This window comes from Verrucomicrobium sp. BvORR106 (assembly GCF_000739655.1).
Taxonomy (GTDB): domain Bacteria; phylum Verrucomicrobiota; class Verrucomicrobiia; order Verrucomicrobiales; family Verrucomicrobiaceae; genus Verrucomicrobium.
On record NZ_BATR01000132.1, the window covers coordinates 1 to 23,048 of the forward strand.

At 60.3% G+C, this 23,048-nt stretch carries 16 protein-coding genes and 1 pseudogene; 5 read left to right on the plus strand and 12 right to left on the minus strand.

The window, feature by feature from the left end:
* Nucleotides 1-175: 175 nt before the first annotated feature.
* A complete protein-coding gene (locus BV106_RS24745) occupies nucleotides 176-1,207 on the minus strand; it encodes a hypothetical protein (RefSeq protein ID WP_265596044.1) in 1,032 nt (343 codons plus the stop codon).
* A 119-nt stretch (nucleotides 1,208-1,326) separates the two neighbouring features.
* Entirely contained in the window at nucleotides 1,327-2,502 is a 1,176-nt protein-coding gene (locus BV106_RS24750; protein ID WP_038169182.1) for an alpha/beta hydrolase-fold protein, read from the minus strand.
* A gap of 246 nt (nucleotides 2,503-2,748) precedes the next feature.
* On the opposite strand from BV106_RS24750, the gene BV106_RS24755 reads away from it, so the two are divergent.
* Together BV106_RS24755 and BV106_RS24760 are read left to right on the plus strand one after the other, a co-directional pair.
* Nucleotides 2,749-3,138, plus strand: a complete 390-nt coding sequence (locus BV106_RS24755; protein ID WP_038169183.1) for a YciI family protein — start codon at nucleotides 2,749-2,751, stop codon at nucleotides 3,136-3,138.
* A gap of 46 nt (nucleotides 3,139-3,184) precedes the next feature.
* Nucleotides 3,185-3,826 carry a dihydrofolate reductase family protein gene (locus BV106_RS24760; RefSeq protein ID WP_038169196.1) on the plus strand — a complete coding sequence of 214 codons (642 nt, stop codon included), beginning with the start codon at nucleotides 3,185-3,187 and terminating at the stop codon, nucleotides 3,824-3,826.
* A gap of 35 nt (nucleotides 3,827-3,861) precedes the next feature.
* On the opposite strand, the gene BV106_RS24765 is transcribed toward BV106_RS24760, so the two are convergent.
* The 7 genes from BV106_RS24765 to BV106_RS24795 form a co-directional block, all read right to left on the minus strand.
* Nucleotides 3,862-6,351, minus strand: a complete 2,490-nt coding sequence (locus tag BV106_RS24765) for a hypothetical protein (protein ID WP_038169184.1) — start codon at nucleotides 6,349-6,351, stop codon at nucleotides 3,862-3,864.
* 150 nt (nucleotides 6,352-6,501) lie between these two features.
* Nucleotides 6,502-8,757: a catalase/peroxidase HPI gene (gene katG / locus BV106_RS24770; protein ID WP_038169185.1), complete on the minus strand. Its 2,256-nt coding sequence runs from the start codon at nucleotides 8,755-8,757 to the stop codon at nucleotides 6,502-6,504.
* Nucleotides 8,758-9,065: 308 nt separating this feature from the next.
* Nucleotides 9,066-10,400, minus strand: a complete 1,335-nt coding sequence (locus BV106_RS24775; RefSeq protein ID WP_265596045.1) for a right-handed parallel beta-helix repeat-containing protein — start codon at nucleotides 10,398-10,400, stop codon at nucleotides 9,066-9,068.
* A 205-nt stretch (nucleotides 10,401-10,605) separates the two neighbouring features.
* The gene (locus BV106_RS24780) at nucleotides 10,606-12,003 is read right to left on the minus strand and encodes a GntP family permease (protein ID WP_038169187.1); all 1,398 of its coding nucleotides are present in this window, start codon (nucleotides 12,001-12,003) and stop codon (nucleotides 10,606-10,608) included.
* Nucleotides 12,004-12,037: 34 nt separating this feature from the next.
* A complete protein-coding gene (locus tag BV106_RS24785) occupies nucleotides 12,038-12,802 on the minus strand; it encodes a 3-hydroxybutyrate dehydrogenase (RefSeq protein ID WP_038169188.1) in 765 nt (254 codons plus the stop codon).
* On the minus strand, nucleotides 12,799-14,631 hold the full coding sequence (locus BV106_RS24790; protein ID WP_038169189.1) for an AMP-binding protein: 1,833 nt from the start codon (nucleotides 14,629-14,631) through the stop codon (nucleotides 12,799-12,801). The genes BV106_RS24785 and BV106_RS24790 overlap by 4 nt, the downstream gene beginning before the upstream one ends.
* A 14-nt stretch (nucleotides 14,632-14,645) precedes the next feature.
* A complete protein-coding gene (locus BV106_RS24795; RefSeq protein ID WP_038169190.1) occupies nucleotides 14,646-15,764 on the minus strand; it encodes an acetyl-CoA C-acyltransferase in 1,119 nt (372 codons plus the stop codon).
* Nucleotides 15,765-15,958: 194 nt separating this feature from the next.
* Between BV106_RS24795 and rlmN the strand changes: the two genes are divergently transcribed.
* The 3 genes from rlmN (at nucleotide 15,959) to BV106_RS24810 (ending at nucleotide 21,021) form a co-directional block, all read left to right on the plus strand.
* On the plus strand, nucleotides 15,959-17,047 hold the full coding sequence (gene rlmN, locus BV106_RS24800; RefSeq protein WP_051946296.1) for a 23S rRNA (adenine(2503)-C(2))-methyltransferase RlmN: 1,089 nt from the start codon (nucleotides 15,959-15,961) through the stop codon (nucleotides 17,045-17,047).
* Nucleotides 17,048-17,269: 222 nt separating this feature from the next.
* On the plus strand, nucleotides 17,270-20,521 hold the full coding sequence (locus tag BV106_RS24805) for a DUF4135 domain-containing protein (protein WP_038169191.1): 3,252 nt from the start codon (nucleotides 17,270-17,272) through the stop codon (nucleotides 20,519-20,521).
* Between the two features lie 32 nt (nucleotides 20,522-20,553).
* The gene (locus BV106_RS24810; protein WP_038169192.1) at nucleotides 20,554-21,021 is read left to right on the plus strand and encodes a type III secretion system chaperone; all 468 of its coding nucleotides are present in this window, start codon (nucleotides 20,554-20,556) and stop codon (nucleotides 21,019-21,021) included.
* A 254-nt stretch (nucleotides 21,022-21,275) separates the two neighbouring features.
* Here the strand turns inward: BV106_RS24810 and BV106_RS24815 are convergent, their stop codons facing one another.
* The 3 genes and pseudogenes from BV106_RS24815 to BV106_RS24825 form a co-directional block, all read right to left on the minus strand.
* On the minus strand, nucleotides 21,276-22,286 hold the full coding sequence (locus tag BV106_RS24815) for a hypothetical protein (protein ID WP_038169193.1): 1,011 nt from the start codon (nucleotides 22,284-22,286) through the stop codon (nucleotides 21,276-21,278).
* Nucleotides 22,287-22,392: 106 nt separating this feature from the next.
* Entirely contained in the window at nucleotides 22,393-22,695 is a 303-nt protein-coding gene (locus BV106_RS24820; protein ID WP_038169194.1) for a carboxymuconolactone decarboxylase family protein, read from the minus strand.
* A gap of 65 nt (nucleotides 22,696-22,760) precedes the next feature.
* Nucleotides 22,761-23,048: pseudogene (locus tag BV106_RS24825) on the minus strand (SAM-dependent methyltransferase); the annotation flags it as partial.

The following is a 23,048-nucleotide window of genomic DNA, read 5'->3' on the forward strand; positions in this document are numbered from 1 at the left end:
GGCGAAATTGTACGGAGTACAGGCTTCAGCCTGCGGAAGCTGGATGTTAGAAGTTAGAAGTTAAGAGTCTGAATTGTGAAAGCTTCGTGAACTGAACACCTCACCAGACCACTCGCTGAATGCCTAACGTCGACGTCCAACCTCTAACTCATAACTCTTAACTCCTACCCTTCCCTCACAACTTGATCCCCGGAATGCCCTTCAGCGCATCTTGGAGCGCCTTGTTGGCTTCCTTCTCGATGTCCTCCACGTTGGGCGTGGCGGGTTTGGAAGCGGGGGCGGCACCTGCACCGGCTGTGGAGGCAGGGGTCGTGGACCAGTCGAGGCCTTGGGTGAAGACCTTGACGTTGCTGCCGGTGCCTTCGGGCTGGATCATGATGGTGAGATCCGCACCGTTGAGCTTGCGCTTGAGGATGGCGTTGTTCTTGCCGATGAGGCTCCCTGCCCCGTCCTGCCACCCCTGGGCCTGGAGCTTCTTGGAGAAGGCATTGGCCACAGTGCCCACGGAACCATCGGCCTTGAAGAGGATGTGACCGACGACGGACTTGTACTCGATGTCACGGGCACCGGTCGGCAGCGGCAGATCGGCGACAGGAAGTTTCGGGCCGGAGGGGACGGGTTCGGATTCCTCTTTGTCTTTCTCCATCTTTTTGGAACTGGAGGCGGTCGGAGATTCAGCGGCTTCGGCGGCGAAAGCTCCCTTGGGCAGCGGGGCCGAGAAGTTGAGATCGACGTTCCACGTCTGGCCGAAAAACTCCAGTTCCTTGCCAGTGGTCAGGCGACCGGAGACCTGGGTATCAGTGACTGTGAAGCCTTCCATCTTGATGGCGCCGACAGAGGAGAAGGGCGACTTGGAATGAGCGCTGTGCGCGACCTCGCACCCGAAGATGCCGCCATCCTTGAACACGCTAATCACCAAGGCGCTGCCCAGTTTTTTGAAGCCGGCGTCGAAGTCCGGCTTCTTGGAGGCGGAGGGGTTCTTCTCCGTGAACACCAACCGGATCGCGGGCTTGTCGCTGAAGGGCTCGCGGGTCTGGACCACGAGGTACTGGATCTTCCCGTCCTTGCCATCGCTCAGGAAGGTGCCGCTGACGGTGGGTTTGTCGGCAGGGGCTTGGGCGCGGCCAGGGATGACACTGCTGAGCGCCATGAAGGCACCGAGCAAAAGAGAGGCGACAGGTGACGGGGAGGTAGGACGAAATTTCATTGGCTTAAAGGCAATCTTCAAGAATTGCTTGTCAATCGCAACCAAAGTTGTGACCAAAGAGCTTCCGAATGAGATCACTCCCATTCGACGCTCTTGCTAGCCTGCCCACACCCCACCCCTTACTTCTCCACCGGATACCCCTGCCACAACCACTCGAGCGCCTGCGGCAAAAACTGCGCCTTGGCGGGGCCGACGCTGTGGCCGGTGTTCAGGCAATAGACATACTGATACGGGTAGCCTTTGGCCTTGAGCACCTTGGCCATGCGGTGGTTGGCTTCCACCCAGTCGTGCATGTTGTCGCGCATGACGTTGGGGTTCAGGAGATCACGATCTCCCACGGCCATCCAGATGCGGAGGGGCTTGACGGGGCTCGCGGGGATGAGCTTGTCATGGAAGTCCCAGGCACCGCCAGGCGTCTCGGGATTGAAGGGCCACTGCTGGTTCACGAACGTTCCAGAGGTGGTGAGCACGCGATGATAGAGATCATTGCGATACCAGGCCATTGCCAGAGCCGCGGAGCCACCAGAGCTGTTGCCCATGGTGGCGCGACCTTCGGGGTCTTTGGTCAGCTTCACGCCGTAGTTCTTCTCCACCAGAGGCAGCACCTCGGTCTCGATGAACTCGGCAAACAGCCCAGACATGGTGTCGTACTCCCTGCCCCGCTCGTGGCCTTGCGCATCGCCCCCGCCGCTGGAGATCATGATGGCGATCATGGCGGGCACGCGCTTCTGGGCGATGAGATTATCCAGCGTGCGGACGAGGTTCATGTCCGGCTTGCCCATGCCGGGTCCATCGTGCGTGACGATGAACGGCGCAGCGGTGCCAGCCTTGTATTGGGCCGGGACGTACACGGTGACGGTCCGCTTGTAATCAATCGGGTGGGTCTTGACGATCAGAGTCTTGGGATTATTCGGATCGACCGTGCCGAACTCATCGCGGGCGATGCCGGGATTGAAGAGCTTGCACTCCCGGGAATCCATCTGGAACTGCTGGACCTTCCCCTGAGGAACACCCTCGACGGATTTGGCCTCAGGAGCCGGGATGTAGTCCGGACCGATGACGAAGTCCCCGTTCACATTCACGGGCGGGTTCACCCCCGGCTTGCCGTCCAGGCGGGTGAACTTGGGTGCGCCCGGTCCATCCAACGGCCGCGTGGGTGGCTGCGGCCGCTCGGGCTTCTTGGCCGGGGCCGGGGCTGGAGGCGGAGTTTGAGGTTGGTTTGGGGGCTGCTGGCTAAAAGCCGGGAGAGAGACGGCCACCAGGCCGGTACAGACGATCTGACGAAGGGTAACCATGGGAGGAAGAGTTGCGGATGGATCAACGCACTGTCCGCTACGAAGTATTCAGCGATTTCCACCCGAGCTCTCCCATCCCTCCTCGCCCCCACCGTGCGAATTCTGAAAAGGCATTCATCCAGGCCTTCTGGTGCGTTTCAGAAAAAAGTTCAGCCCGCTGTCGATTTCCTCCGATGCCAATCGACTGGCTCTTGAAACGGCCAATCAACGCGCCGCGGAAACCCACACTCCTCTCCCCTACCCTTTATGAAATACATCTGCCTCGGATACATCGAACCCAACAAGTTTGAATCCATGTCGGAAAGCGAGCGTAACGCGATGGTGGACGAATGCTTCTCGTATGACGATGAATTGCGCCGGAACGGTCACTTCGCCGGTGGCGAGGCTCTCCAGGGTCCACAGTCCGCCGCGACCCTGCGCTGGGAGAATGGCAAGGTGGCTGTGACCGATGGTCCCTATGCTGAAACGAAGGAGCAGATCGGCGGCATCCTCATCCTGGAGGCGCGCGATCTGAATCACGCCATCCAGCTCATGTCCAAGCACCCCGGTGTGAAGGCGGGCCCGTTCGAGATCCGTCCCGCCGCAGATCTCAGCGGCATGGTGCAGGAGAGTGAAGAACGCCGCGCCGATGCGTGAGGGCCGCCCCTGCAACGAACTCCAATCACAGAACTATCTTACCAACATGTCCAAGCTTCGCGTTAATTGCTTTGGCGTATCCCTCGACGGCTTTGGGGCCGGCCCTGATCAGAGCCTTGAGAATCCCCTGGGAGTGGGCGGTTTTGATCTCCACCAGTGGTTCTTCCCGACCCGCACCTTTAAGCAGATGCAGGGTGAAGGCGACGGCACCACCGGGATCGACAACGACTATGCCGAACGGGGCCTGGCGAACCTCGGCGCGTGGATTCTAGGACGCAACATGTTCGCCCATTCCCGAGGGCCTTGGGTGGATGATGGATGGAAGGGCTGGTGGGGCGAGAACCCGCCGTATCACGTGCCTGTCTTCATCCTCACCCATCACGCCCGCCCCTCCATCGAGATGGAAGGAGGCACTACCTTCCACTTCGTGACCGATGGCATCCACGCTGCGCTGGAGCGTGCGAAAGCGGCCGCAGGTGACAAGGACGTACGCATAGGAGGTGGGGCAGCCACGATCCGCCAGTATCTGGAGGCAGGCCTGGTGGATGAGATGCATCTCGCCGTCGCCCCCGCTGCTCTAGGCCGTGGGGAGAACCTCTTGGCAGGAATTGATCTCCGGAAGCTGGGCTACAAGTGCACCGAACACGCCACGAGCGAGTCCGCCATGCATGTCGTCTTTACCAAGTGAGGGGGCCTCGCCCCTCCGGATACTCCGGGTGCAGTTCAATCACTCCCTTCACCGATTCCGATGCAAAACTCGAACTCGGTGGATGGAGGAGATTGCAGCCCTTTTCTGACGTCATCGATAAAGTCCTGTAAGCTCTCCAAAGGGCGACCATGTTCTACACTGAACGAACCCGACCGGCTTCCGAGGCGGATGGTGGAAAATTTTCCCGTGTTATGTAGCCCCCAGCTCCCGGTGGTCGGGTAGGAGCCTGCGTCCACCTTGACGTGAATCTCAACCCCGGTGAGGTCAGATTCCCGCAGAGCATCGATGGTGAGGCCTCCTACCCCTTCGATACGCTGGCTGGCGAATTGTACGAGCAGATTGGGAACGGTCTCAGGCACAAGTCGCGCACCCTTGAGCGCATTCACCTGCTGGGCAAACGCCGTTCCCGCGATCAGTTCGCCCCCTTCAATAGTGACAAGACTGATCTGCAGAGCCTCGCTCTCAGCAAGCTTCGGCAAGGCCTTGATCTCCGGCACCGCGAGCAACGCTGAGCCATGGTCGCGGCGCCAGATGTTCGCAGCAATGAACCTTTCACGATCACGCGTGCGACGGGATGCTTTGGGGGAGAACGCATACGTCTTGGGATCCATCCGGTTCAGCGCCCATAGGGCAAAATCGCAGATGCGGGGATTCGAGTAGTTGAAGTTCCCTCGCGCCCCGGTCGATCCGGCACGGATAGCGGAGTCTTCGAGAGCATGAACCAAAAGCCGGATCGCAATGCCCCGTGCTTCAGCCTCCTGTGGTTTGAGACGGATGGAGTTGAAATCATCTTTGGCGTCAGCGTGAAGAAGTTCACCAAGGATGCTGACTATCTCGAATCGCTCGTAGATGGGACGCAGGTCCCACTCTTTCACCAATTCCTGCATGGCAACGGTATTGCCACTGGCGACCAGAAGCCGGATGGTCACTTCCACACCGTCGCGAATCCCATTGCTATCCGCCCGCCCGAGCCTCCTCCATTGCTCAATGACAAGAGGCAGTGCCTCCGGATGATCGTCATTGAGCAGGCACGTCATCGCGGAAAGGCGGACATTGAGATCCCCATCGCCCCTGGCTCTCGCCAGCAGTTGCTTCGTGGCAGCGTCACCTTTGACGTTGGCGAGGACATCGATGAATCGACGTACAAGCCACGGTTCCTGGACCTTGACGGCGCCCTCCAACACTGCCCGGTCTGCAGCAGCCGCATCCAACTCGCGAAGCCGCACATAGAGCGGACCCGGATCCACCTCTCCGGATCCAATATCATCGATCAGAGACTGCTTTTCCCCCTTGCGCTGAAAGCCCTCCCACCACTCCCGCACTTCCTTCTTGGTGGCGGCCACATCATCATCGCGGGACATGTAACTCGATGTGGAACGCGGCGTATAAAAGTTCTTCCGCGCGATGCGAGATAGGATCGCCTCCGCGCAATCTCCCACCGTCAGGATGGTGTGAGAGAAATGAAAGTTGCGATGAAATCCGACAGATCTGGAGAATCGATCATCTCCCAACACGTCAACTAGCTGGGGTACCGCCGCAGTCCCCAGTTTCACCAACTGATGAGCCGGACTCTCCTCCCCCGCATTCATCTCAAAAATATCGCACCAGCCCGGCTGACTCGATTGATGGCCGTTTTGATCCCGCAACTGGAAAATGAGCTCAGAAACCTGTCTATCCACCGGCAGCTTCGCGAGGTCATCCCGGCTCACGAAGGCGTGCGCCGCGTCTTCTTTGACCATCTTTTCGAGAATCGCGACGCTCGCTTTGGCCCGGTCAATCTGCACACTGTGAGGATAGAGCCGGATGATCCGGCGAAACATCTCCAGCAGCTTTCCCCGTGAGACGAGCTCCTCGTCACGTGCCCACATCTCGCCGCCAAGGCTGGAGCCGCCAGCGTGAAGCACCGCATCCCACGTGGCAGCGTGCCCCAACTCGATCTCCAAAGCCTCGCGCATGGCAGGCTTGGACGCGCGCTGATCACGGATAAAGGAGCATTCCAACTTGGAAGCCTCGTCATACATCTGCTGCGCGAGCACGAACTCCCCCTTTCGCCAGCAGATGTAGGCGTAGTGGAACGTCTCAGCCTTGTGTCCCAGCTTGGCTCTGAACCTGCTTTTTCGGCTCTCGGGTGGCGCTTGAAGTTCGCCGAGCAGGCCCTTCACCATCTCCACAAAATCTCGCGGCTCCGCCCCCACCTTTTCATACGCTTTCGCACCAGGTCCAGTTTTGGTAAAAGTCCGCTCAGTGAGGTCAGGAAACAACACGTGAAACTTGTCACCTTCGCCACCAAGGAGGAAGCCCGGCGAAGTCACCCTTATGGGCTGATCGCCATCTTCATAGTAGTACACACCCGTCCCAATCTCAGCCCATGTCGCGTCTTTGGGATCAGGGTGTCCCAAGGTGGCAAACCACTCAAAGCACTCCTTTGCCTCCGCACTGACTTCCTCAGCCGCGAGCGATGACCAGCACAGCCCAAGACCAATAGCGCAAAGCAAAAACTTCATGAAAGAAGTCTAAGCTGGAGCCCCAGACGATGTCACGCCTGGAGTGCAGGTACCTTTTTCTCCGTAAAAACAAAAACACCCCGGACCTCATGGAGACCCGGGGTGCTTTCTCACAACATCCGCAATAAAGCGGACGCAATTGGTTGGGGCTTACGCCAAGTCGAACCGGTCCAGGTTCATGACCTTGGTCCAGGCGGCGACGAAGTCGCTGAGGAACTTCTCCTCGGAGTCGGCGGTCGCGTAGACTTCGGCCACGGCGCGGAGGATGGAGTTCGAGCCGAAGACGAGGTCATTGCGGGTGCCGGTCCACTTGGGCTGACCGGTCTTGCGATCGATCGCGGCGAAGGCGTTGCCACAGGGGGAGACCTGCTTCCACTCCGTGCCCATGCTGAGCAGGTTCACGAAGAAGTCATTGGTCAGCGCCTCGGGACGCTCGGTGAGAACGCCGTGCTTGGCACCGCCAGTGTTGATGTTCAAGACACGCAGGCCACCGAGCAGCACCGTCAATTCAGGAGCGGTGAGGGTGAGCAGTTGCGCCTTGTCGATGAGAAGGGCTTCAGCCGGGATGGTGTAGCGCCCCTTGAGGTAGTTTCTGAAACCATCGGCGATGGGCTCCAGCGCACCGACGGATTCCACATCCGTCTGCTCCTGGGAGGCATCACCACGGCCGGGCGTGAAGGGCACGGTGATGTCCTTGCCCGCGTTCTTGGCCGCCTGCTCCACACCGGCGGAACCGGCGAGAACGATGAGGTCAGCCAGGGAGATCTTCTTGCCACCCGTCTGGGCGCCGTTGAACTCGTTCTGGATGCCTTCCAGCTTCTCCAGCACCTTGGCAAGCTGGGTGGGGTTGTTCACTTCCCAGTCCTTCTGCGGAGCCAGACGGAGGCGGCCACCATTGGCACCACCGCGTTTGTCTGAACCACGGAACGTGGAGGCGGAAGCCCAGGCGGTACCGACGAGCTCTGAGACGGTGAGACCGGAGGCGAGCACCTTGGCCTTCAGGGCAGCGACATCGGCATCGTCCACCAGCGCGTGATCCACGGCCGGGATGGGGTCCTGCCAGATGAGCTCCTCAGCGGGCACTTCTGCCCCGAGGTAGCGAGCACGCGGACCCATGTCACGGTGCGTGAGCTTGAACCAGGCGCGGGCGAAGGCGTCGGCGAACTGGTCGGGGTTCTCGAGGAAACGGCGGGCGATCTTCTCGTACTCGGGGTCGTACCGCAGAGCGAGGTCGGTCGTGAGCATGGAGGGGGCGATGCGCTTGGTCTTGTCATGCGCATGCGGCACGGTGCCTTCGCCAGCACCGTTCTTGGGACGCCACTGGTGGGCACCCGCGGGACTCTTGAAGAGTTCCCACTCGAAGCTGAAGAGGTTCCAGAAGAAGTTGTTGCTCCACTTGGTCGGCGTGCTGGTCCAGGTGACTTCCAGACCGCTGGTGATGGTGTCGCCCCCCTTGCCGCTGCCAAAGCTGTTGCTCCAGCCGAGGCCCTGCTGCTCAAGACCAGCCGCTTCCACATCCTTGCCCACGTTGTCGGCCGGGCCGGCACCGTGCGTCTTGCCGAAGGTGTGACCGCCAGCGATGAGCGCGACAGTTTCCTCGTCGTTCATGGCCATGCGGCCGAAGGTGTCGCGGATGTCCTTGGCAGCTAGCACGGGGTCAGGATTGCCATCCGGGCCTTCCGGGTTCACGTAAATAAGGCCCATCTGCACGGCGGCCAGTGGGTTCTCCAGGTTCCGGCTGTGAACTTTGCCATCGGCCGTGTCATCTGACACCAGCACGCCGTGGTCTTCCACCACGCCGGGAGAGCCGTGGGCATAGCGCACATCGCCACCCAGCCAGGTGGTCTCGCGGCCCCAGTACACATCGTTGTCAGGCTCCCAGGTGTCTTCACGGCCACCGGCAAAGCCAAAGGTCTTGAAGCCCATGGTCTCCAGCGCGACGTTGCCGGTGAGGATCATGAGATCCGCCCAGGAGATCTTGCGGCCGTACTTCTGCTTGATGGGCCAAAGGAGGCGGCGGGCCTTGTCCAGGCTGACGTTGTCCGGCCAGCTGTTGAGCGGGGCAAAGCGCTGCTGCCCACGACCGCCACCGCCACGGCCATCGCCAGTGCGATAGGTGCCGGCGCTGTGCCAGGCCATACGGATGAAAAGCGGGCCGTAGTGACCGAAGTCGGCCGGCCACCAGTCCTGAGAGTCCGTCATGAGCGCCGCGAGGTCTGCCTTCACTGCGGCGAGGTCCAGGCTCTTGAACTCCTCAGCGTAGTTGAAGTCCTTGTCCATGGGGTTGGACTTGGAGGAGTGCTGGCTGAGAAGGTCAACGCGGAGCTGGTTGGGCCACCAGTCACGGTTGGTCGTACCGCCACCGGAGGTGGCGTGGAGAACAGGGCATTTGGCTTCGGTGCTCATGGATTTGTTTTCGTGAGGAGTTGGAATGCGACGGGGGTGAGAAGATGGCGATGACGTGAGTCCAGAAATACGTGCCGCAGCGCAATTTCAGACAAGGTTCCTGGCTTGGATTTGCCATTTCGGCAATGCAACGCCCGGAACAGAACCCGAAGTTAAGGGGTTGAAACTGAAAGTCCTATTGATTGTCCCTATGACACGCATAGGACATCGCTATGGCAGCAAGCCGGGGCAAGGCGGCAAGCGGGCATTTTCCCACGCAACCGTGGAAACAGCAAGGGGTGGCTTGTGCAGCGGAGGACGGTCGTCGGCTAACGGGGCTTCGGTGGCTCAGGTACCCGGGGATCCGGGCTGGAGAGCTTCTGGTACTTCTCTGGTAGTGTCGCCGGAATCGCGGAGCCAAAAGTCCTGCCCTCGCTCTCAATCCTGCCGGAGGCGAGTTCCATGCTGGAACTGACGGTGCCGATGTATCGGGAGGCAGCGTCCTGCCCGGTGCGCGCAGCAAAGGCCTCCCAGAGAACCACTGGCTCCTTGTTGGAGAGCTTGAAGACGCCGCCCACGAAAAGATTCTCGCCGGATCGTAGCCTCCCCTCTGCAAGATTCGCCGCCCACCCTTCTGGGAAGTACCAGTCCTCGTTCACCTCACAGTGGCGGAAGACATTGCCGGTGATCACGGCCTTCGACTCCGCAATGCTGATGCCAGTCTTCAGCTTCTCCAAGCTCGAGTTCTTCACAGAGAACACGCACCTCCACCCACGGACTCCTGCACGGTCGGGAGCCCCCTTGAACGCGCAGTCCTCGACTTCCGCCGCGACTTGCTTGGACACCGAGAGTCCCGATCCGAAGTTGTCCAGAAACAGGCAGCGAACAAAACGATGCGATCGCCCCATCGCATCCACACCCGCGACGAGGTTCTCAAAGAATACACAGTCCTCGTACGTGGAGTCGCAGTCATCGTACACGTCTCGCACCCCAGTGGCACCGTTGTGATCAAAGATCGAGTTCCGGGTCACCACCTGAGAGCCATGGTGGGACATGCCCTGGTCCATGTTGTAGCAGCCGCGGACGTTCTCGAAGACAAGGTCATGCGACTTTGTTGTAGAGAAGCTGTCCTGCGATGCCCACGCTGAGGTGAGGTTCTTGATTGTCACATAGCACTTCCCCACGTGCAGGGCTGTATGAGCACGGCGCGGCATGAGGATCTGGGTGTTGCTCAAGGTCTTGCCTTCAGGTAACTTGAGATACAGCGTGCCGCCAGAGTCAGCCGTCTCCAGGGAGAGGAAATATTGCCCCGGCTCAAGAGCTTCAAGCGACTGCGCACACGAGCCAGGTTTCCCGTCAAAGAAGACGATGGAAAACGCGGACTTTTCGTAGTCTTTGGTCGCCGAGACCTGCTTGAAACGCAGAGGGAAGTCGTAGCGCGTGCCGTACACTCCCGAGGCCCCCTCCAGCGGCTTCCACTCCTCAATCCCATACTGCACCAACCCTGAAAGGGTGGCCCCCTGACCATCCAGCACGATGGGTGCCCCGGGTGCCCCGCCCTTCTTGAAGTTGATCCCCGGCTCACTGTAGGGCTCCGGATTCACCTTCAGGAAAACAGTATCACCCGGCTTGGCCAGATCGATCCCCTTCTGGATGGTCTTCACAGGGGTCGTGCTCGAACCGTCGTTGCTGTCAACACCACGGACATTGTCAACGTGCAGCGATCCCGCGAATAATGGGATCTGGAGCGTGAGCAGGGCAAGGCAAGAAAAGAGTCTCACAGGTGAAGAAGACGTCTGGGACACACCCAATAATGCAATCGACAACGTGAATGAACAAATTGCCCCGGAAGCAGACTGCCAGCCTGCCCTAAACCACCCCCGTCAGATAATAGACGCCGATAACCACAAACACCGCGAGCGTCTTGATCAAGGTGACCGCGAAGATGTCCCGATAAGACTGCCGGTGGGTCAATCCGGTGACGGCCAGCAGCGTGATCACCGCCCCATTGTGAGGCAGCGTATCCATGCCACCGCTGGCCATGGAGGCCACACGGTGCATGACCTCTGCGGGGATGCCGGAATTCAGCGCGGCCGGGATAAACGTCTCCGACATGGCCGCAAGGGCGATACTGAGCCCGCCCGATGCGGAACCGGTGATCCCTGCCAGCGTGGTGACCGTGACGGCCTCGCTGATGAGCGGATTACGAATGGCTTCCAGCGCCCGAGTGAGGGCCACGAACCCCGGCAGCGCCGCGATCACGGCACCGAACCCGTACTCTGCCGCGGTGTTCATCGCCGCGAGCAAGGCCCCGGAGATGGCCGGCTTCGAACCCTCCAGGAAGTGCTTGGAAACGGACTTCCACGCCAGCAGCAGCACAGCCGCGATGCCGACCAGCAAAGCCCCCTGCACCGCCCACACCGCTGTGACGCGGGAGATCTCCTGGGTGACGGGGGCCGCCTTGCCGATCGCCGTGGGCAGGAAGGAATGCGTCTCCCCGTAGTAGTGGGGAATGACGGCGGTGAGCACCTTGTTCAACACCCCCACCAGCAACAGTGGCAACAAGGCAATCAGCGGATGGGGCAGGCTCTCATGATTGAGCGAGGCAGGTTCATTCAGCAGATTCACGCCATAGCCCTCCCCTGCCGCCGCAGCACGGCGTCGACGCCAGTCCAGGTACACCAGACCAAAGGCCAGGATGAACAGTCCGCCGATGGTGCCCAACCACGGCGCAGCATAGATGGTCGTCTTGAAGAACGTGGTGGGAATGATGTTCTGGATCTGCGGGGTGCCGGGCAGGCAGTCCATGGTGAAGGTGAAGGCCCCCAGCGCGATGGTTCCAGGGATCAACCGCTTGGGGATGTCCGCCTTCCGGAACATCTCCGCCGCAAAGGGATACACCGCGAACACCACCACGAAGAGCGAGACTCCGCCGTAGGTGAGCAGCGCACACACGGCCACGATGGCGGCGATGGCCCGCTTTCCTCCCACCAGGGATATCACGGCAGTGACGATGGATTGCGCGAAGCCCGAAAGCTCAATCACCTTCCCGAAGATCGCCCCCAGCAGAAAGACCGGGAAGTAGAGTTTCAGGAAACCGGCGAGCTTCTCCATGAAGAGCCCGCTGAACATGGGCGCGACCAGGCTGGGATCGGTCAGCAAGACCGCCCCCAGCGCCGCCACCGGGGCGAAGAGGATCACGCTGTAGCCGCGATAGGCGATCCACATCAGGAAGATCAGAGCTCCCAGGACAATCAACACGCTCATGGTCAGGTATCAGGTGAGGTAAGGGTCCACGAACTCACTGGGAGGTCCAGCCGCCATCGATGGCGAGGTGCTGCCCGGTGACGTTCCGCGCCGCGGGGCTCATGAAGTACGCGACCGCTCCGGCGATCTCCTCGAAGGTGATGAACACCTTCTTCGGCATGGGCTCGAGCATGATGCGATTCACCACATCCTCCTCGGTCAGTCCTCGGAGCCTGGCCTGATCCTTGATCTGGGCATCCACCAGAGGCGTGTGCACATAGGAGGGGCAGATCGTGTTGCTCGTGATGTCCGTGCCTGCCGTCTCCAGCGCCAGGGTCTTGGAAAAACCCAGCAACGCGTGCTTGGCCGCCACATAGGCGGACTTGCCCGGGGAGGCCACCAGCGAGTGGATGGAGCCCAGATGGATGACCCGGCCGAAACCGCGCGCCCGCATGCCCGGCAGCACCCCGCGCGTCATCAGGAATGTGCCCCGCAGCAGCACATTCGTGAGCAGGTCCCACTGCTCCGTGGGGAACTCGTCCACCTTGGCGACCTTTTGCAGGCCGGCGTTGTTGATCAGCACACTGACGGGGCGGCCCTCCAGGGATTCCCAGAACTGGCGCACCGAGCCCTCCTGCGTGAGGTCCAGTCCATAAGACTCTGCCTCCCCGCCTGCGGCCTTCACTTGCTCGGCCGTTTCTGCCGCCGCCGCGGCATTCACATCCGTGGCGATGATGGCGTGCCCTTGCCCGGCCAGACACAGGCTCAGCCCCCGGCCAATCCCTCCGCCCGCGCCAGTGATGACGATGAGTTGTTTCATAGATTGGAAAGATAGAGGTCCCGCAGCACGCGACGCATGACCTTGTTCGAAGCCGTGCGGGGCAGCGCCTCGATGGGCACCACGTCGTGGATTTTGAAGAGCGGGTTCAGCCCATGCTTGATTCGTTCCTGCATGGCGGCCTGCAGAGCGGTCTTGTCCGCCTCCAACACCCCGCTCCCCACCACGTAGATGACGAGGTGATCCGGGCCGCCCCCTGGCGCAACGGCGATGGCAGCTGTCTCTGTCACCCCAGCCACGCTCTGCAGCGTGCGCTCGATCTCGGCGGAGCTCACCTTGATCCCGCTGAGGTTCATGGTGTCATCCGCCCGGCCATGGGCGCTCCAGTAGCCGCCCGACAGGGCTTTCATCTGGTCGCCGTGGCGACGCAGCACCTCCCCTTGAGGCCCCTCCGGGCACCCTGCATAGTAGGACTGGTGATGATCCCGATTGAGCAAGCTCAGGGAGAGCCCGATGGAGGGAGGCAGCAGATACACCTCCCCCTCCCCTGCCTTCGTCTCCTGCCCGGCTTCATTGAGGATCACAAAATCCCCTCCCAGCGCTTTGGCATTGAAGGTTCCAGGAATGCACGCGCGCGTCACCACCCCGGTGATGTACCCGCCACCAATCTCGGTGCCTCCGCAGTACTCAATCACCGGTCGCCCACCTGCCTGCGCCATGAGCCAGCGCATGTCGTCCGCATTGGAGCACTCACCGGTGGAACTGAAGGCCCGGATGCGGGAGAGATTAGAACCGCTGAACGTGTCCGTCTTGCGCCAGGTCTTCACGAGCGTGGGGATCACCCCCAGCATGGTGGCCCCGGACTCCTGCACAAACCGGCCGAAGCCCGCGCCGACCGGAGCCCCCTGCCACAAGGCCATGGCGGAGCGGTTCAGCAGACTGGCAAAGATCAACCAGGGGCCCATCATCCAGCCGATGTTCGTAGGCCACACCAGCACGTCCCCTGGTCGGATGTCATGGTGGAAGTGGGCATCCGCACCGCACTTGATAGGCGTGGTTTGGCTCCACGGGATGGCCTTGGGTTCCCCGGTCGTGCCGGAGGAGAAGAGGATGTTGATCGCGTCACTCGGAACGCCTTGCTCAAAGGCGGAAGTTCCCTTCTCTGGCAGAAAGTCCCACCAAGTGATGTCCTCAGTCCTCGCCAGGGCCTCGGTCGCCCCCAAGACCACGGCACGGGGCGTGGCCGCAGCCACCACGCTGGCATAGAGTGGAAGTTCCTTCCCGCCACGCAGGACAGACTGCTGGGTGAACACCACGGAGACCGGGGCGATGCTCAACCGCACGGCGATCTCAGGCGGGCAGAAGCTGTCGGCAATGCCCACCACCGCGCATCCCGCCTGAATAGTCCCCAGATAGATGGCCACGGCTTCCGCGCTCATCGGCAGAAAGAGGGCGATGCGATCCCCCTTTCCCACCCCCAGCCGGGCCAACCCTGCCGCAACGCGGCCCGCCAGCTCCGCCAGGGCACCACGGGTCATGCGTTTCATCGCACCTCCCTCATCCTGATGCAGGATGGCAAGGGCATCCGGCTCGTCTTTGAGACAACTCTCTGCAATGTTGAAATGAGCCCCAGGCAGCCACTCAGGATGTTCTGGCCCGCGTGAGAGATCGGCAATACGCTCCCACGGCTGTTGGAAGGTGAGCCCCAATCGCTCGATGGCCAGCTCCCAGTAGGCTTCGCGATGGGTCACCGACCATGCGTGCAACTCCTCCCAACTCCCCGCTCCTGCCTTCTGCATGAGCCAGGCGATATTGGTGCTGGAGATGAACTCCTCAGAGGGAACCCAGGCGGGTTCAGACAGATGGTTCATGAAATACAGGGGTCTCAGGGTTTCCGCAAGGCCACTGCACAGCCCATCCCGCCGCCCACACAGAGCGTGGCCAGGGATCGCTGATGCCCTTGATGCGCCAGATGCACCAGCAACCGCGCCCCGGAGGCTCCGATGGGATGCCCCAGTGCGATGGCCCCGCCGTCGATATTGACATTGCTTTCATCCAGCTCCAGATCGCGCATGCAGGCCAGCGCCTGCGCGGCAAACGCTTCATTGAGCTCAATCGCATCGAATACCGCCGGATCGATCCCCAGGGCCCGGGTCGCATACACCGGCCCCAGCCCCATCAAATCGGGCTCACAGCCCACGACGGATGTCTTTTCGATCAAGGCCAGCGGCTCCAGCCCAGCTTCCCGACCCGCCGCTTCATCACACACCACCAGCATGGCGGCTCCATCATTCAAGCCCGAGGCATTGCCCGCCGTGACGGAGCCATCTTTCTGAAACGTGGGCTTCAGCGACCCCAGCTTCTCCGCCGTCGTGTCCCCGCGCGGATGCTCGTCCTCGGCCAGTTCTTCCATAGTCACCATCTCATTGGCAAAGCGGCCCGCATTGCGCGCGGCGAACCACCTCTGCTGGCTCGTCGCCGCAAACCGGTCTTGGGCCTCCCGCGTGATGCCGTGAGACACGGCCAGACGCTCCGCAGTCAGCCCCATGTGCTGACCGCTGAAGGAATCGACCAACCCATCCCGCAGCAGAGAATCCACCATCACAGCGTCCCCCAGCTTATAGCCGGTACGGGAGCGCGGGAGGAGGTGCGGGGCGTTCGACATCGACTCCGTCCCGCCGCAAAGGATCATGCGCGAGTTGCCTGCCTGGATGGACTCTACCGCCAGCCGCACGGCCTGCATGCCGGAGGCGCACATCATGTTCACCGTGAAAGCCGGCACCCGCAGCGGCAGTCCCAGCTTCACCCCGATCTGTCGGGCGATGTTCATACCCTGTCCGGCGGCGAGCACGTTGCCCACGATCACCTGATCAATGCGTTCAGGGTCTACTCCGGCCAGCGCGGCGCGGGCAGCGGCGACGCCGAGATCCACGGCAGAAGTCTTGGCGAGGGACCCGAGAAAGCGCCCCTGGGGTGTGCGTTTGGCGGAAGCGATCCAAATCATGATTTTATGCGAGGAAGGTGATGGTCCGGCAGGATAAGGGGCTGGCCGTCTCTGTTGCCAGCTTTTCTTACGGGCTGCCTCAAAGACGATGCAGCGCCGCTGCAGGAGACACCGACACGCAGGCAAGACTGCCCCATTCATTTCCCGTTTTGGACCCGGCTGGGTTGGTGCTACCCTGCGGGCTCGCCCTGCCCATGATGCCCGTCGTCTCCCCTGCCCCGCGCCCTCTCCTCGACCTCTCCGCCGAGGAGTTGTCGTCATGGATGGCGACGCAGGGGTATAAGACGGGGCACACGCTGCCGGTTCTGCGTTCCGTGTACGGAGCCGGCCAAGTGACCGCCCCTCCCAAGGACAGACTCCCGGCCGGGCTCATGGACCATGTCGCCACGGCGTTCCCCTCCACCGCTGCGACCCTGGCCCAGCGCCAAGTGTCGGAGGATGGCACCTGCAAGCTCCTCCTCCGCCTTCCGGACGGTCGCACGGTGGAGACTGTCCTCATGCCCGACTATCGCCCGGAGCGAGCGGCAGGCTGCATCTCCAGCCAGGTGGGCTGCGCCATGGGGTGTGACTTCTGCGCCACCACCCAGACGGGCTTCGAGCGAAATCTCACTTCAGGCGAGATCATCGAGCAGTTCCTTCATCTTCGGCGCGAGGCCGCGGCAGCAGGGCGCACGCTCCGCACCATCGTCTTCATGGGCATGGGTGAACCCATGCTGAATCTCCGCAACGTCCTCCCCGCCGTCCGGCGCATGGCGGATCCCCAGTTGGGTGCCCTGGGCTGGCGGCAAGTCACCGTGTCCACTGTTGGCATCGTTCCCGGGATCGAGGAACTCACAGAGACCAGTCTGGGCGTGCATCTTGCCGTCTCCCTGCATGCCCCGGACGACGCTACCCGCACGGCCCTGCTCCCCATGGGGCGCCGGTTCCCGGTGCAGGACATCCTCGCTGCCGCCGACCGCTATCAGGAAAAGAGCGGCCGCATCACCACCATCCAGTACTGCCTGCTGGAGGGCGTGAATGATTCCTTGAACCAGGCCCGGGATCTCGCCAGCCTGATGAAGGACCGGCGCATGCACATCAACCTGCTGCGCTACAACCCCACCGGCCTCAGCCTCAAGGGCCGCACCTATGCCCCCAGCAGCATGGAGCAGACGGAGGCCTTCCTGACCACGCTCCGGCAATGTGGAGCCGTGGCGCATCTGCGCCGCGCTCGTGGCCCGGACATCGATGCGGCGTGTGGGCAGTTGAGGAAGAGAGAGGGAGCGGAGAAGGAAAAGGTTTAAGAGAGCAAAGTAGCTCAGAAGCATGACCGAGTGCGCCGCCCAGGCGCGTATGCTGATTTCTCTATCGAGACGCCGTGTCAGCATCAAGTCACCCCGTGGCAAAACTTTCCGTTGCCGTGTAACAACTCCACGGAGAAAGGCTGATGTACCTGCGAGCACCTTCATTCCGGCCCCGGATTCCACCAGAATCCACCGCCCAACCTCGCACACAAAAGCCAATCCATGAAAATCGACCGCTTTGGAGCAGTATTCGTCGCCAACTCGGTTGATCAAGGTGCAACCCTTCAGCAGGAAAGGAATGCCGGCGGAACGACCGGCGTCTGGAACAAGATCCGGATCGCCACCACCGAAGACAAGCAACTTGCCGTGCACAGGAGGGGCGAAGCAGACCTGGACGCGAGAGGCTTCATCGCAACCGGCGTTTCCAAGAAACATCTCCGCAAACTCCGGGAAGCAGATGACAACGGTGGCTACATCCTTCCCCAAGTGATGCACACTGCCCGGGCCATTCTCAGATCGGCCGACATGAGAGAAGCCCTCTTGATGACTGACCGGGATCAGGTTCGCCTGGCCAGATTGATGGCATCCGAAGACTATGGCCTCGCAGAGCTGATCTATGCCCCAGCTGAACATGAAGCGAACGACGACGCCCCAAAGATCACCAGTCAACTGCTGATTGTTGCCCTTCAGAATCCAGCTCGCACACGGGTCCTGATGGATCTGCTGGATCACCCCAACCTCTCTGCAGGGGCATGTGAGGCCATCGCCCGTCTTGCCGTAAAGGATCTGCCGGCCGCAATCTCCCTCGCGGACAAAGCTGCCCGCGAGGGTGCCAATCAAGCGCAAGCGATCCAGGTGGCCGAAGGCCTAGCGAGGATCTCCGAACAATACCCGCAAGCTGTGGCCCCTCTAATGGATGCCTATCCGGGGTATGTGGAAGAACTCCTTCAGCTCGCCGACTTTTCGACTCGGATTGCTTTGGGCCAACACCCTCACCAGGAATCCGCCGACCTGATCTTCGAACTCGCAGTCAATCTGCCGACTGCGGCATGCAGGCTCATCCACCTTGTCGACCATCAAGAAGAGCCTCTGCTTGCCCAACACTTCATCCAATCCCTGGGTGACCTGATGCACAATGAAGCATCCACCGCCGCGATCAACCGTCTCGCCGCGGTGGGTTCTCACAACGTTGGCATGGGTCAATCCCTGAACGCGCTGATCGAGATCGAGCGACAGCATCCTGGGGCCGATCCAGGATTGGCATCCCGCTTTGCCAGACAGGTGCGCCAGGATATCGAGCAAGGTGGCATCATTACCGGGAACCTGGGAATACCCGACGACAATCAGAACAATCATGAACTGATCAACTCCTTCCGTAATCTGCTGGCACGGGAGTTTGGAGAGGAGATTGCCGAGAATGTCTTCGTCGCCTATCTGCAGATTCCCCAAGAGGAAAACATCCCTCTCTCCTATGAATTGATGCAGGCAACGATCGCCGCGGCACGGGAGCTTCAAGATGCCGCTGCAGCACTCCACGACATGGAGAATCCTGATGAAAATGTTGCCGCCTACGCCATAGCACAGGCCGCGCTCAAAGCCTTCAATCACGCAGCCCAGTCAGGTGGATTCCCAGATGCGGAGCGAGCTGAATTGTATCGCGATGAAATGCTCTCCATGCTTCAAGGGATCGCCTTGACCACCTACAGGGTGGACGGAACTGACGACCACAGCCTGCTAACCAGTGTGGCCGGACAAATGGCCTCAAAGGAATTTGATGACAAGATTCTGGAGATGCTCGGCACAGAGTGGCGCACCACCGGAAAAGGCAAGTTTTCCTACGGGGAGACCATTAGCAACATCGTGGATTCAGGGGGCCAAACCTTTGAACAGATCAAAACAGTCACTTACCCGACCTTGGGACATCTGCTGCAAAGCGGAGCGGATAACGGAATGGCTTTCCTGAACAGGACCTTCCATCATCTCCACCAGGACCTTCATCATCAGGACAACCCAATTGGCACCCGCTTCTTTGAGGGTGACGATCTCACTCCCGGCCTCGCCGACATCACCATCACCAGCAGCGATCCGCACAAGGGAGGAGAGCGCGTCTTGATCCTCAACTTCGGTCCCACCGACCTGGCTGGAGACGAGCGACTGCTTGTCTACAAACCCAGGGATGTGCGTATCGATGCCATGCTGGTGGGCAACCGCGCGTTCCATGGAGAAAGCGCGAGCCTTGCCGACATCGTCAACGCCCAACTGGGGAACGATGCGGTACCCACCTACAATTTTCTCCCGGGTCCCGAAGGTCCAGAGCAGTACGGGTACGTCGAGTATCTGCCACATGGAGGAATGGAACATTTCCAGATGAATCCGCCTGAAGCTGAGACCTTCTACAGGGAGTATGGCCGTCAGGCTGCCATGTTCATGCTCATGGGCACGCGAGACCTGCACCAGACAAACATCTATGTCAGCAATCGCAGGCCCTTTTTCACCGACCTGGAACTGAGCGTCGACCCCCAGTGCCTGGACTTCATCACGCACCCTCCTTTGGTAGACGGCCTGTGCGATGTCAATCAAGCCAGGCAGGAGTCCAGAGGACTTTCACGTGCGATGCAACTACAGGGCGGCCTTTTCAATCGGGGGGAAACCGTCAGGACCACCAAGTTCACCGTGAATGGCGACACGGACCGGCTGGACGAAACCACAGGCACCCAATCAGAAATTGCATGGGAGAGCTTTGTCTGGATTCAAGGAATGCACCAGGACCAGCATCTTGACATTGACAACGCGATGTCCCCCTCGGGTGATGGCTTGGGCTCCGCCCAGCAGTTTGGTGCCGATGCGTTCGAACAAGGTTTCCACGAAGTCATCCGTGCGTTGGCTCAGGATGACGCACAGGACAGCATCACTGCCTACATCGACGATCTGGCTGGGGTTCACCTGCGCTACCATCCCCTCTCGACGCCCCTCCAGCTCACGCCAAGACAGGATCTCATCGCCGACCACCTCAGGGACGAGGCTCAGGCCCGAGATCAATTTCTGGAGGGACGATTGGACGCCAGTCTCAACCAGATGGCCGCTGGGGGGCAAACCAGGGCAGGCCGTCTCAATGCCATTCCCGAGTCTGACCAGATGGTGGCCACACGTATCCTCGATGCCATGGTGTCCGACATCAGTGTTGGTGACGTAGCGTACTTCACCAGAGTCTTGGGGGACGACCACCGCGAGTTGCTGCATCATCACAACGTTGATGAAGTGAACGCCATCCCTGTAAATCTTGAAGCGGGCAATCTGGACTTCTTTGCCGACAATGGGCTGGTCACCATTCAAAGCGTCTTCACCCGCCTCCATGCCAACGATGATGGGTATCATGAGTACCTGCTGGAACTGGGTTCAGGTTTCGCTGCCCTCTGCCGCACAACACCAGGGGCCGACTTCTTTTCTGAGGAAATTAGAGCCGAGCTCAACTGAGCATTCACCTCTCCAACACCTATCGCCATATCATGACCGACCTCGTAAACACCTGGATCACCAGGCTCTGTGAAAGCCATGCTCTTGGAGCTGGCAAGCTCGACGAATTTGGTCAGTGGCAGCTTGTCTTCGAGCAAGATCATCGTTGCGCGGTGTACTTGCCCGCCGACTCCCCGCACCTCTTCTTCACAGCCGAGATCTGCCCCATACCAGACAATGCCCGGGAGGCCTTCTATGCCGCACTCCTCTCCCACAATCTCTCCTTGCTGGATACAGGCGGAGCCAGCTTCGCCATCGACCCGGTGGACGGAATGGTGTGGCTGAACTTCGGCCAGCCGCTCATCTCACTGGATGCCGCCAGTTTTGAGAACAGCCTTGGCACATTCCTAGAACTCGCCATCAGGTGGCATTCGCGCTTCAGTGAGACAGTTCCAGGCACGGAACCGTTCCTGGGCCGACCGGTCGAAAACGACCCACTGTTCGCCGGGATGCGCATTTAGCGGCGGGGCTAGCGAGGGAGGTTGGAGTATGTCAAGAGCAGCACGCGCGACAACCTGCTACGCAGTGCCAGGAAGCCTGAAAATTGCCCAAAACGCAGTCATTGTTCCACCCGCCCGCTCCGCCGCCAGAACCGACGAGATCCGTTGAACTACTTCTGTAGAATGGCTGTAGATGCCATCTATTCTCCTGCATCAACAAAGGCAATCGGCCTCTATTTCCCCTTCCGACCACGCTCTTGATTTCTCGTAGACTCCTAGCGCTTCTGCCCAAGGTACTTCTTCTGAAACTCTGCGGAGACATCTTTGCCAGCGGCGATCCATGCCAACTCGTCTGCCCGCACTTTTTTGGCGTAAGCCTCGCCTTGCTCCAGAGACTTACGGAGAACCGTTTTTAGTTTGGTTTCATCGACACCCTTGGAAGTTTGAATCACCTTAAGCACCTTGTCCATCAACCGCTTCTTCTCTTCGGACGCAACGACACGCTGGGAAGCCTGCAAATAGCACAAGCCTGCGAGCTGGGCGGCATTGTCCTCCCCGCTACCAAAGCTCAGAAGATCCCCCAATGCTTCCTGCAAGATCGGGTTGTCAAAATCTGCAAAGTACATCATCCCCGTCAAACCACCAATGGCCGCCTTACGCTGATCTTCGCTGAATGAAATCGGCTGATCACTACTCCCGCGATAGCTCCCGGCTTCTTTCCTCGCCGCAAAGCTGGCAAAACCCTTGGTACGAGCGAAGTATTGGTCAATACTCTCGTCTCCAGGATTAACCAGCGATTCAGTCGCCTCACGCCTTTCAAGAAGCCATTGCACCAGCCAGAGTTGGTATTTTTCACGCCCAAAATGGGCATTTAGATTGATCGAGAGAGCCTTCTCAATCCAGCCTTTGGCCGTCACCAAATCTCCGGTGTAGATGTAAAACGTCCCCAAGTTGGAGTATGTCTCATATTGCGCCGGGAACTTCTTTTCCTTTGCCATCATGATGTCGATGGCGCTCTGATGGAAACCCAGCTTATGCTGCGAGACCGCCAGATCGTCATAGTCACTGGCCGTAGCCTTGCCTGACTCAACAAGTGGTTCCTTCTGCTTCACCCGCCAAGTATGATACTCCTTCGAATGACGAGGAAAAACGCCGCTCATGGTTCCCTGAACTTCCGGGAAACGAGCCCGTTCCGTAGCGAGCGTGTCGCTATCCCATAGACAGGCCTGCGACAGGCTCGGAATCGTTGCGCACAGGACGAGGACGGCTTTATGAAGAGGGTTCATGCCCTACTTTGCAATGAAACGGAGCAAATGATCAAGAGGATTGCTCGGAGCGCGACAGCCGCGAAGGGCCCGCTCAGCAGGCCCCTCGCATCTGGCCTGATACTCTCTACCCCAGGGCATGTGTCGCGTGCGTGATGGCTCCTCCCGCACGCAGTGCCGCAGCCACGATGGCCGCCTCCGTCAGCTCGGTATCGGTGGCACCGGCCTTGCGGGCGTTGGCCGTGTGGATCTCGATGCAGTATGGGCACTGCGTCGTGACGGCCACGGCCACCGCGATCAGTTCCTTGTACTTCACGGGAATGGCACCGTCAGCGACGGCCAGCCGGTCAAATGCCCAAAAGGCTCTCATGGCCTCAGGGGCCAGATCGTTCATCTTGGGGATGTTTTTCAAATGGTCTTGATGGTACATGGCAGTTCAAATTCCTCCTGTGAATAGGTGAATGGATGGCGATTTTTGTCCAGTCTGGAGCTGGCTCAACGCTTGGTGGCCACGACTTCCAGGTACTCCGCCTCGACCGCCGTCGTCCCGGCTTCCTTCGCAGAATTGTGGCGCGTCTGCAGCTCGACCAGGTCCTCCCTCAGCGCGATCTGGCCGTCTGCCGAGAGCGACTCAAAGGCACGGAGGGTTGGACCATAGTACTTGCGAAAGAAGTCAACCGTCTCCGCAGGAGGAAACGGGTACCGCATGACCTCCACCTGACGGGTCAGGCGCAGGTTCACAAAACCTTCGCGCAGTCGCTCCTCAACGCGCCCCTCAGTCCC

Bases quoted from the DNA above. Each gene is read 5' to 3' on its own strand.
- BV106_RS24745 (WP_265596044.1), bottom strand. From the start codon at position 1,207: ATGAAATTTCGTCCTACCTCCCCGTCACCTGTCGCCTCTCTTTTGCTC.
- BV106_RS24750 (WP_038169182.1), bottom strand. From the start codon at position 2,502: ATGGTTACCCTTCGTCAGATCGTCTGTACCGGCCTGGTGGCCGTCTCT.
- BV106_RS24755 (WP_038169183.1), top strand. From the start codon at position 2,749: ATGAAATACATCTGCCTCGGATACATCGAACCCAACAAGTTTGAATCC.
- BV106_RS24760 (WP_038169196.1), top strand. From the start codon at position 3,185: ATGTCCAAGCTTCGCGTTAATTGCTTTGGCGTATCCCTCGACGGCTTT.
- BV106_RS24765 (WP_038169184.1), bottom strand. From the start codon at position 6,351: ATGAAGTTTTTGCTTTGCGCTATTGGTCTTGGGCTGTGCTGGTCATCG.
- katG (WP_038169185.1), bottom strand. From the start codon at position 8,757: ATGAGCACCGAAGCCAAATGCCCTGTTCTCCACGCCACCTCCGGTGGC.
- BV106_RS24780 (WP_038169187.1), bottom strand. From the start codon at position 12,003: ATGAGCGTGTTGATTGTCCTGGGAGCTCTGATCTTCCTGATGTGGATC.
- BV106_RS24785 (WP_038169188.1), bottom strand. From the start codon at position 12,802: ATGAAACAACTCATCGTCATCACTGGCGCGGGCGGAGGGATTGGCCGG.
- BV106_RS24790 (WP_038169189.1), bottom strand. From the start codon at position 14,631: ATGAACCATCTGTCTGAACCCGCCTGGGTTCCCTCTGAGGAGTTCATC.
- BV106_RS24795 (WP_038169190.1), bottom strand. From the start codon at position 15,764: ATGATTTGGATCGCTTCCGCCAAACGCACACCCCAGGGGCGCTTTCTC.
- rlmN (WP_051946296.1), top strand. From the start codon at position 15,959: ATGATGCCCGTCGTCTCCCCTGCCCCGCGCCCTCTCCTCGACCTCTCC.
- BV106_RS24805 (WP_038169191.1), top strand. From the start codon at position 17,270: ATGAAAATCGACCGCTTTGGAGCAGTATTCGTCGCCAACTCGGTTGAT.
- BV106_RS24810 (WP_038169192.1), top strand. From the start codon at position 20,554: ATGACCGACCTCGTAAACACCTGGATCACCAGGCTCTGTGAAAGCCAT.
- BV106_RS24815 (WP_038169193.1), bottom strand. From the start codon at position 22,286: ATGAACCCTCTTCATAAAGCCGTCCTCGTCCTGTGCGCAACGATTCCG.
- BV106_RS24820 (WP_038169194.1), bottom strand. From the start codon at position 22,695: ATGTACCATCAAGACCATTTGAAAAACATCCCCAAGATGAACGATCTG.